Raw genomic sequence first — 9,919 nt, forward strand, 5'->3', positions numbered from 1 at the left:
GGTAGTTAACGAACTTGTCTAGGTAATTTTTTATGGCACTGGATTTTTCCGCCTTGTTCTTGGCGTTTCAATTTACTTCTCCAGGGCCCATTCTGGTGAAATTAGGGCCACTAAGTATCCGATGGTATGGCTTATTGATTGCCACAGCAGTTTTAATTGGCGTAATCCTTTCTCAAGAATTGGCAAAGCGCCGTAATGTTAATCCTGAGTTGCTAGGCGATTTGTTTTTTTGGTTGTTGATTGGGGCAATTCCCGGCGCACGGCTATATTATGTTTTCTTTGAATGGTCAAAATATGCCCCAACTCCAGGAAAAATCTTTGCTATCTGGGAAGGAGGTATTGCCATTCATGGAGCAATTATTGGTGGCGTTTTGGCTGCGTTAATCTTTGCCAAAATCAAGCAGGTTTCTTTCTGGCAGCTGGCAGATTTAGTAGCGCCTTCGCTGATTTTAGGGCAGGCGATCGGACGTTGGGGCAATTTCTTTAATTCTGAAGCTTTTGGCGATCCTACTGATTTACCCTGGAAGCTGTATATTCCACCAGACCATCGTCCTTTAGAATATGCTAGTTTCGATTATTTCCATCCCACCTTTTTGTATGAATCTCTGTGGAATTTAATGGTGTTTACGCTACTCATAACGTTGTTTTTCCGGTCTTTATCCGGTAAGCCACGTTTAAAGGTAGGCACTCTGTTTTTAGTTTACTGGCCAGCCTACAGCTTGGGGCGCTTGTGGATTGAAGGTTTCCGTACTGATAGCTTGATGCTAGGGCCATTACGAATGGCACAAGTAGTCAGCAGTCTAGGAATTTTATTTGGATTAGTTGGATTAGCTTGGCTTTACTTACTCAAACGCCCTTTACCCGATGTAGTGCCTACTCCGAAGGGGAATGGAGAGATGAGGGGATGAGGGGATGAGGGAGCAGAGGGGGCAGGGGAAGCAGAGGAAGAAAGAATAATAACTAATGCCCAATTCCCAATTCCCAAAAATAAAAAATGCCCCAGAATATTTTCTAGGGCTTAACCAGGGTGCATCTACCATTACTCTCTACTAAGGAAAGAGGGTGAATCCGGAAAGATACTGAGAAAATATCAAAAAAGTTTTTTGAGGGATTGCCGTGGGTTCTTCTAAAAGTGAATATACAGAAAACCTGAGTTATAAAAAAACACTATATGCCATAGAACCATCTGTGTATATTGTCGGAGCAGGCCCTGGAGATCCAGATTTATTGACGGTGAAGGCGCAGAAACTACTGGCTGTTGCTGATGTGATTTTATTTGCTGATTCTCTAATACCCGAACAGATTTTAGAACTTTGCCGAAAAGATGCGGAGATAATTAGAACTGCGAATCAGACTTTAGAAGAGATTTTGCCGATTATGATCGATAGGGTGCGATCGCAGCAAAAATCTCTAGTCCGTCTCCATTCTGGCGACCCTAGTCTCTACAGCGCCATCCACGAGCAAATGCACCTCCTCGCTGAGGCAAATATTCCTTTTGAAGTCATACCTGGTATCAGCGCTTTTCAAGCTGCTGCTGCCAAACTCAAAGTAGAACTAACTGTGCCCGGTTTAGTCCAAACTATCATTTTGACCCGCATCAGGGGACGTACAGAAGTCCCCGCCAATGAAGAATTAGCTACTCTTGCAGCACATCAGGCTAGTCTCTGTCTATATCTAAGTGCGCGTCACGTCGAAAATGCTCAAGTTAAACTACTCGAACATTACCCAGCCGAAACCCTCATTGCAATTTGCTTTCGCATCGGATGGCCTGATGAAAAAATTAAGGTTGTCCCTCTGAATGAAATGGCGGAATGTACTCATAAAGAAAAACTAATTCGTACTACGCTTTATATAATTAGTCCAGCACTAACGACAACAGAAGGGCGATCGCGTTTATATCATCCCGAACATAATCACCTATTTCGCTCAGAGTAGTCCAAGAAATATAGCAACAGAGATGTCAATACCGAAAAAAGGTACCAGAAAAATAATAGTTGATGGAGAACCATTCATCTGGTTAATCCGAAGACAAGCTACTAACTCTCAAGCAGACTATCCTGAAGAACATCTCCATGTTGCCGTAGAACACGCTACTGAGCCAGGCTCAGTATTAGTGATTATTACTGATAGGTTTCATCCACAAGGGTACAGCCTCATTAATAGCGAACTAGTGCCAATACAACCTCAAGATGGATCGGGAGAGATTAGGGCTTGGAGTATTGAGCGGAGGTATGAAATAACCGCAGTAACACCAAAAGACGTAGCGTCATGGATAAAACAAGCTATGGAAATAGGATGGTTGCCTAGAAAGTCAGGTATAACCTTTGAGGTTAACGTTATTGGCAGTAGTATTAAAAAATCTATCTGCAACTAGGGAAAAAATACGCTTAAATTCTTATTAGCAAAAACTTTTAGCATATTAAACTGTACTCTACTTTTAGATAAACTTAACAGTGTAATAAAATCCAAAATTCTAATTCGGTACTATGCCATTAATTAAAGTGCAAACTTCTGTATCTGCTCCTCAAAAAGCTGAAATTGAGTCAATGCTTTTAAATCTATCTGCCAAGTTAGCGAAACATTTGGGAAAACCAGAATCTTATGTAATGACTGCTTTTGAGCCAGAAATTCCTATGACTTTTGCAGGAAATACAGAACCGGTTTGCTACATTGAAATTAAGAGTATTGGCACAATGAAGCCAGATCAAACCGCAGCGATGAGTCAAGACTTTTGCCAGCAGATTAACCAAACTCTAGGTGTGCCGAAAAATCGGATTTACATCGAGTTTGCAGACGCTAAGGGTGCAATGTGGGGCTGGAACGGCACAACCTTTGGTTAATTCCCTGTCTTCTTTGGTCAAGGCTAACTTTATCTGGCAGGTGTAGGATAGAGATCCTACATCAACTCTTGATTTTTTTATGTCTGCTACGCCTCTTGTATCTCAGGTTGACTCACACAACCCAGAAAAATCAGAATTAATCCCTCCCCTTCTCGGTGCTTCTCTGGCGGAGTTAAGCGCTTGGGTGCAGCAACAAGGACAACCTGCTTACAGAGGAAAGCAACTGCATGAATGGATCTACGATAAGGGAGTGCGATCGCTAGCTGATATTTCTGTCTTCTCTAAGCAATGGCGTGCGGAAGTAGCAGAAGTCCCCGTTGGGCGCTCAACTTTACACTACCGCTCTGTAGCTCCCGATGGCACAGTCAAATATCTTTTACGATTAACAGACGGCCAAATTATTGAAACTGTTGGTATCCCCACCTTCGCAGAAAGGGGAGAAGGCCCAAAAGCCCGTCTGACTGTTTGCGTCTCTACTCAGGTGGGTTGCCCTATGGCGTGTGATTTCTGCGCTACTGGTAAGGGAGGCTATAAGCGCAATCTAGCACGGCATGAAATTATCGATCAGGTCTTAACTGTGCAAGAAGATTTTCAGCAACGGGTTAGCAATGTCGTGTTCATGGGACTAGGTGAACCGTTGTTGAATACTGAGAATGTCTTAGCAGCGCTGAAATCTCTAAATCAAGATATTGGTATCGGACAGCGATCGCTTACAGTTTCTACAGTTGGGATTCGCGATCGCATTCGTCAGTTCGCGCAAAATAATTTGCAAATCACTCTGGCTGTGAGTCTCCACGCACCCAACCAAGCGCTGCGAGAAAAACTCATCCCCAGCGCCCGCGCCTATCCTCTAGAAGAGTTGTTGGCTGAATGTCGAGAATATGTAGAAATCACTGGACGGCGCGTTACCTTTGAATATGTTCTCTTGGCTGGTGTCAACGATTTACCAGAACACGCATTAGAACTTTCAAAATGTATGCGAGGATTTCAATGTCATGTGAATTTGATTCCTTACAACCCCATCCAAGAAGTAGACTACAAACGCCCCAACCGCGATCGCATTGAAGCATTTGTCAACGTCCTTAAGCAACAAAATACTGCTGTTAGTGTGCGTTATTCTCGTGGTTTAGAAGCCGATGCTGCTTGTGGACAATTGAGAGCAAGTAAAAATTAAACTTGTTGCAGTCAATTCTATGAATGAATATGAAACCGCAGATAAACACAGATATATCTAACAAATTATCTCTGTTTATCTATGGTGTAAAATCGCTTGAAATTCTTTTTTATAAAAGTTTTCAGCTATTTAGACTACGACGAGCGATAGAGAACAGAAAATAATGTAGTTCAATTACTTGAAAAGCTTTATAACTTTAACTGTACCAAGTAGATGGATTACGGAAATCCGGCAACCCATGTAAAAAATTTGAATGTATAATTTAATTAGTGATGAATATCTGAAAAGCGAGAGTTTTATGCAAAATCAACATAATGTACTAGATATAACCTTGATTTAGCAAGCTTATTCCCAACGCACTAATATTTAGAACACGCCACCGAATGAAGAATGTTGGCGTAGTCAGCCGCAAGTATCCCGTAAACCCATAACGGTAAATAAAATATTAGCTTTAGTGAACTATTCCAAGCCCCTCTATTTATCTTGTATAGGGTAATTGTGTTGAAATTTTAAGGGTTTAGCGATCGCTAAATCCAACCTATAACAATTGAGGAAATAACTATATGTTAAATCGCTTGTCGCTATTTAAAGCATGGCTAGTATTGATTGTGCTTGCAAAAGCTTTATCGATTAGTTTTCCTGCTAATGCACAAATAATTCAGACGAATCCCCAGACACAAGATTCATTTCAAGAAAGAATCAGACAACAACAAGCAGAGCAAAATCAGCAAACACAAGAACGAATGAAGGAAACATGGCTACGGCTAAACCTTCAACAACCACAACTACTACAACAGCAACAGACAATACAACAGCAAGAATTTACACGACAACGCCAAGAAATGCTCCGCCAGCAACAATTTAGACTACAACAAGACCAACTGAGAATACAACAGCAAGAATTCTCCCGACAGCAACAACTGAGAATACAAGATCAACAACTCAGACAAGATCAACAAATTAGACAACAGCAAGAATTTAGATTACAAGAACAGAGACGACAGCAACAACTCAGACAACAGAATAAAAACTTGTAAAGCTTTCAGAATTTATCAGAAAGTGACTTTATTATTAAAAATTAGAGAAAACATTCTCCAATTTTTAATTTTTATTATCTAGCGCCGTGCATAAATTCCTGGTGCATACGCCTCAATGACTTTGCCAGTACGAGTACAGCTAATCATCAAGTAATCACAACTAGAGCATTGTGTTCGAGTTAATTGACTATCAGAAATATAATAACGTTCTGCTTGGCAGCCGCAATTTGGGCAGTAAATCTTTTGTACTGTCTGCATTTTAAAACCCCTGGTTGTAATTTATTTTTTATTTGAGAAGACTGCCAGTTAAAGTAGCAATAATTTTGGTTTGACCCAACTTAACAAACAACCTTAATATTGGCTGATTATTTTAAACAAAATTTCAGGTTTGAAAACTTTTCGATATCTTTGTATATTATCCTAGAATTTAAGTGATATTACCCTCCTACTTTAGATACATAAATTATTTTTTAATTAAATCCCGCTTAGTGATTTACTGATCCCTATGAAGAATACCTTGAGAGTGCCTTATTTATAGTCATTTCAGACTAATACAAAAAAAGCCGTTCTTGTATTCAAAAATTAAAACCAATAAATTACTGTATATTTAGTAACAAAATTTCTATCTTAAGATTTAGTTAATCTTTGCTAACAAGATTTATAAGGTTAAAATCTAGTGAAATAATTTAATCAAAATTAGCATACTGATCAGATACCGTAAATTTAAGGTATTTACACATCTTAAATTTTCGCAGATAACCTTAACTAAATTCTCTGTGAGAATGGAACTAATAAGGTTCGGTTAAGGGAAGAGACGCGATAAATCGCCGTCTTTACAATAATCAGTCCTTTGTAGAGACGGCGATTTATCGCGTTTTTGGATCTTATTTTCTAAACACTCAATTATTTACTACAAAATTTTTTACCCATCAATTAAAATTTGACAGGCTGTTAGTATTCTCAAGCAGGATGAAAATAATCGTAAATTTCTTGAGCTAAACGCGGCCCAATTCCTGGAACTTCAGCAAGTTGTGGGGTTGTTGCTTGGCGAATATAATCAACTGAGCGAAAATGCCCTAGTAGCTGCTTTTGTCGATGATGTCCTAAGCCAGGAATTTCATCTAAACGCGATCGCTTCAATTTATCACTGCGTTGCTGACGATGGAAAGTCACTGCAAACCGATGCGCTTCATCTCGCAACCGTCGCAACAATTGCACCCCTGGTTGTTCTGCATCAGTTGACAAGGGTTTAGATTCTCCCGGTAAAAAAATCTCTTCTCGCTGCTTTGCTAAACTCACAACTCGCAAGTCTTCTAATAAATTCATCTCTTGCAAAACAGCAATAACTGAAGATAACTGACCTTTACCACCATCAATCATGATTAAATCAGGCCAATCTGGATTACCCAAACGTGACAACTGTGGATCTTCGGCATACTTACGGAAGCGTCGCCCAATAACTTCAGCAAGACTAGCAAAATCATCTGAATGTCCCGCCGTCACCGTGGGATTTTTAATTTTGTAGTGGCGATAATGCTGTTTAGCGGGTAAACCGTCGATAAACACAACTTGGGAAGCTACAGCATTTGACCCTTGAATATGGGAAATGTCATAACCTTCAATACGGTGGGGTACATCTGGTAAATCGAGAATAGCTGCTAAATCTTGCATTGATTGGTGATTGCGATCGCCAAATTTCTGCATTCTTTGCAATTCATACTGGGCATTTCGCTCTACCATCTCAATTAATTCTGCCTTAGTTTGGCGTAAAGGAGTCAAAATTGTGACTTTTTTGCCTTTACGTTGAGTTAAGACATCCGCCAATATTTCCGCATCTGGTAAATCATGCTGTACCAGAATTTCTAAGGGTATTTCTACTGAGTCAGCAGTTTGGTAATGCTCCTCTAAAGCTCGTTGTAAAATGGCTCCTGGTTCTGCATGAGCATCCGCTACAAAAGCCAAACGTCCTACCAATTGTCCAGCGCGAATCTGGAATAGTTGAATACAGGCGTGTTCTTCGTTAGCTGCCAGTGCGATCGCATCCCGTGAAACTGTATCATCTGGTAAGGATACCTTTTGGTCAGCAGTCAGCGACTTTAACCCAGAAATTTGATCGCGAATCCGTGCTGCTGACTCAAAGTTCAAGTCTTCAGCTGCTGTATTCATCTGTTGAGTCAAAATATCAATCAGTTCCTGAGTTCGCCCTTGGAATACCATCGCTATTTTTTGCACAATTTTGCGATATTCTTCTGGTGAAGTCAGCTTTTGACACACACCTGGACAACGCCCTAAATCATAATTTAAGCACGGACGGTCTTTGAAAAGTGGTTGAGGGCGTTGTCGCTGTGGGAAGATGCGCTTGCAGATACGGACAATCTCTCGTAATAAACCAGCATCAGTATAAGGCCCGTAAAATTTATCTTTTTCTTTGCCGAATTGACGTTTACGGGTAATAAAAATTCGCGGATAATCTTCTGACCAAGTAATGCAGAGATAGGGATATTTTTTATCATCTTTGAGCAGCACGTTGAAATATGGCTGGTGCTGCTTGATCAAATTGGCTTCTAGCGCTAAAGCTTCCGCTTCAGTATCAGTGACGATGAATTCAATTTCTGTCACCAACTTAACCATCGTAGCGATGCGTTCAGTTTTGTTGTAGCCATCGCGGAAATAGGAACGAACACGCGATCGCAATTTACGTGACTTACCTATATATATAATGCGATCGCTGTTGTCCCGCATGAAATAAACCCCCGGTTCCGGTGGAATTTCGGCTAGACGATTTTCCAGTCGTTCCGGCTCTTTAACCAGTGGTAGTATTTGAGTAGATATTGTCACAACCAAAATTAGGTAATCTTTCTCTATTTTAAGAAAAATTCTTTTTTCGTGCCGATTTCATAGAGTAATTATCAATTAAATATAAAGTAAAGATATTTTTAGTCTATAGATACTTCTGCGGCTACCTACGAGTTATGCAACGGAGTACCCGCAGGTTGCTTGGTTTACGAGGGAGCTGGCGTAAATCCTGCCACCAAAAAGACTTGGGGCAAAATCTACTTGTAAATCAAGGTAAGTAACTTCCACCACAGGTTACTAGATGCCTTGCTGCACATATCATAATTTTGGAGCGGATAAGAGTTTTTGTAGCTATTATCTTATTTATCATCTGTTACTGTCAGAATCAAAACTTAGCTTTTTCAAGCTAGAATTAATATTCTAATATAGATAGTGTTTTATTATTTAAAACTTTATTTTATTGAGTTATTAGCTTTATATATTCTTAGTTAAACTTAATAGATATTCAGATATATGCTTATAAAAATGGCAGCTACATTAATTACCAATAAACAGTAATTTTGATGATCAATTTAAATTATCATATTAAGCGATTTAACGGATTTAGAAAGTTATATTTACGATTATCATTATAAATATAGTTATGATAATAGTTAAGGTAACAGTTAAACTATGAACCTACAGGACTTTGAAGCCCAGTACCGTGAAGCTATGGCTGAAACGCTCAATGAGCTGCAAACCGCAGTTTTGCTGTTAGCACAAGTACAAAATAAAATTTTAAAAATTGGTACTTCTGTACAACATATTAGTCAGCAAGTTGAAGAGTTCATTGAAGAGCAAAAAGCCGAATAAAGGTATGCAAAGTAAAAAACTCTATCTGTGGTAAAAAGTCAACTCTTCTTCAATTGTAAGTATAAGCTCCTTGAGTTTTAGAGGTTTGACAAAATATCGGCGTGCGCCTAAACTCATAGCTAATTCTTGATCTGCTTTAAAAGCAAAAGCGGAAACCACAATGATAGGTATTTTTGACAAATCAGGTTTTTGCTGGACTTGTTTTAAGAGCGAATAACCGTCAATATCTGGTAACTTTAAATCTAATAACATTAAATCTGGTTTAAATTTATCTATAGTCGAGAAAAAAGTAGAACCTTCAGATAAGCTTTGGACATCGTACCCAGAGTAACTTAGATAGTCACTCAGTAACAATCTATTGAGATAATGGTCTTCAACTAGCAAAATTCGTCTAACTTTGTGTGAACGCAATGGCTGATCTATATTGAAGAATTGTGCTGTCATTGCTACTTATTATCTGATTATTTTAAGTAAAAACCAACAATTATTACCATAAACTAAAACGGTAGTACATTTAAACTGTAAAATTAATAGAAAATTGACTTATGTAATGTAGTCAAAGATATTAATAAATCATATTTAACTATACTCCAATACTTAATAATAGTATGATGAAATATAATATTAATCAATTATTAAGCTTTTCTTTACGAGTTTTTTACAATTTATAGTATTAAATAAAAGACTGATTTTCAAAAGTCAAGTTACCAATTTTTATGGGTGAAATTACTTAAGTAATACTAGAAGTAATAATAGGCTACTTGCCATTCATAGAACAGGTTTTATCTGGATTTGAGGTTAAAATAATACAACTATACGAAATTGCTGTTATAAATAAGTTGGTAAGGACATAAATATATAGACTCTTACAAACGATTCATTTTTTGTAAATTTTATTAAAAATATATAACTCAATATAGTTCAGTTAGCGCCAAAAACCTTAATTTGTATAGGTTGAGGAGTCACTACGCCTTTGCGGTTTCCCGACTTGTTCGCGGTCTCCCCTTCTCCCAAAGGGAGAGGCTAGCACCAAGGGAGAAGCAAGTGGCGTTTGAGCAACGAAACCCAACATTTTCATAGCTTTGTTGGATTGCGCTTTGCTTCACCCAAGCGTATTGATATATAACTAGGACTTACGCATTGACAAAAAACATCATCTATGGAGTCTAGATAATGCCATGACTGCTAAGGTTTGCAAAAATATGCTCACGTACAACTAA

Annotated in this window: 10 protein-coding genes; 7 read left to right on the forward strand and 3 right to left on the reverse strand. The window is 38.7% G+C overall.

Features of this window, described 5'->3' with window-relative positions; genetic code table 11:
* Positions 1-32: 32 nt before the first annotated feature.
* The 6 genes from lgt to V7K69_RS09310 all read left to right on the forward strand — a co-directional run bounded on the left by lgt (position 33) and on the right by V7K69_RS09310 (position 5,051).
* A complete protein-coding gene (lgt, locus tag V7K69_RS09285; protein ID WP_335033522.1) occupies positions 33-908 on the forward strand; it encodes a prolipoprotein diacylglyceryl transferase in 876 nt (291 codons plus the stop codon).
* Positions 909-1,116: 208 nt separating this feature from the next.
* Positions 1,117-1,935 carry a precorrin-4 C(11)-methyltransferase gene (cobM, locus tag V7K69_RS09290; protein ID WP_335033524.1) on the forward strand — a complete coding sequence of 273 codons (819 nt, stop codon included), beginning with the start codon at positions 1,117-1,119 and terminating at the stop codon, positions 1,933-1,935.
* 22 nt (positions 1,936-1,957) lie between these two features.
* The gene (locus V7K69_RS09295) at positions 1,958-2,374 is read left to right on the forward strand and encodes a hypothetical protein (protein ID WP_335033526.1); all 417 of its coding nucleotides are present in this window, start codon (positions 1,958-1,960) and stop codon (positions 2,372-2,374) included.
* Between the two features lie 112 nt (positions 2,375-2,486).
* Positions 2,487-2,840 (forward strand): phenylpyruvate tautomerase MIF-related protein, encoded by a 354-nt coding sequence (locus V7K69_RS09300; protein ID WP_335033528.1) that lies wholly within the window; start codon positions 2,487-2,489, stop codon positions 2,838-2,840.
* Positions 2,841-2,919: 79 nt separating this feature from the next.
* On the forward strand, positions 2,920-4,014 hold the full coding sequence (rlmN, locus tag V7K69_RS09305; protein ID WP_335033530.1) for a 23S rRNA (adenine(2503)-C(2))-methyltransferase RlmN: 1,095 nt from the start codon (positions 2,920-2,922) through the stop codon (positions 4,012-4,014).
* Positions 4,015-4,577: 563 nt separating this feature from the next.
* Positions 4,578-5,051 carry a hypothetical protein gene (locus tag V7K69_RS09310; RefSeq protein ID WP_335033532.1) on the forward strand — a complete coding sequence of 158 codons (474 nt, stop codon included), beginning with the start codon at positions 4,578-4,580 and terminating at the stop codon, positions 5,049-5,051.
* Between the two features lie 78 nt (positions 5,052-5,129).
* Here the strand turns inward: V7K69_RS09310 and V7K69_RS09315 are convergent, their stop codons facing one another.
* Positions 5,130-5,309: a replication restart DNA helicase PriA gene (locus V7K69_RS09315; RefSeq protein ID WP_109011310.1), complete on the reverse strand. Its 180-nt coding sequence runs from the start codon at positions 5,307-5,309 to the stop codon at positions 5,130-5,132.
* Positions 5,310-6,011: 702 nt separating this feature from the next.
* Positions 6,012-7,889, reverse strand: coding sequence for an excinuclease ABC subunit UvrC (uvrC, locus tag V7K69_RS09320; RefSeq protein ID WP_335033537.1), 1,878 nt, complete (start codon positions 7,887-7,889; stop codon positions 6,012-6,014).
* 630 nt (positions 7,890-8,519) lie between these two features.
* Here uvrC and V7K69_RS09325 point away from each other — a divergent pair.
* Positions 8,520-8,699, forward strand: a complete 180-nt coding sequence (locus tag V7K69_RS09325; RefSeq protein ID WP_335033539.1) for a hypothetical protein — start codon at positions 8,520-8,522, stop codon at positions 8,697-8,699.
* 21 nt (positions 8,700-8,720) lie between these two features.
* On the opposite strand, the gene V7K69_RS09330 is transcribed toward V7K69_RS09325, so the two are convergent.
* The gene (locus V7K69_RS09330) at positions 8,721-9,143 is read right to left on the reverse strand and encodes a response regulator (RefSeq protein WP_335033541.1); all 423 of its coding nucleotides are present in this window, start codon (positions 9,141-9,143) and stop codon (positions 8,721-8,723) included.
* Positions 9,144-9,919: the final 776 nt, after the last annotated feature.

The organism is Nostoc sp., assembly GCF_036917775.1.
In the GTDB taxonomy this organism is placed as follows: Bacteria; Cyanobacteriota; Cyanobacteriia; order Cyanobacteriales; family Nostocaceae; genus Nostoc.

Bases quoted from the DNA above. Each gene is read 5' to 3' on its own strand.
- V7K69_RS09325 (WP_335033539.1), top strand. From the start codon at position 8,520: ATGAACCTACAGGACTTTGAAGCCCAGTACCGTGAAGCTATGGCTGAA.
- V7K69_RS09300 (WP_335033528.1), top strand. From the start codon at position 2,487: ATGCCATTAATTAAAGTGCAAACTTCTGTATCTGCTCCTCAAAAAGCT.
- V7K69_RS09330 (WP_335033541.1), bottom strand. From the start codon at position 9,143: ATGACAGCACAATTCTTCAATATAGATCAGCCATTGCGTTCACACAAA.
- lgt (WP_335033522.1), top strand. From the start codon at position 33: ATGGCACTGGATTTTTCCGCCTTGTTCTTGGCGTTTCAATTTACTTCT.
- rlmN (WP_335033530.1), top strand. From the start codon at position 2,920: ATGTCTGCTACGCCTCTTGTATCTCAGGTTGACTCACACAACCCAGAA.
- V7K69_RS09295 (WP_335033526.1), top strand. From the start codon at position 1,958: ATGTCAATACCGAAAAAAGGTACCAGAAAAATAATAGTTGATGGAGAA.
- V7K69_RS09315 (WP_109011310.1), bottom strand. From the start codon at position 5,309: ATGCAGACAGTACAAAAGATTTACTGCCCAAATTGCGGCTGCCAAGCA.
- V7K69_RS09310 (WP_335033532.1), top strand. From the start codon at position 4,578: ATGTTAAATCGCTTGTCGCTATTTAAAGCATGGCTAGTATTGATTGTG.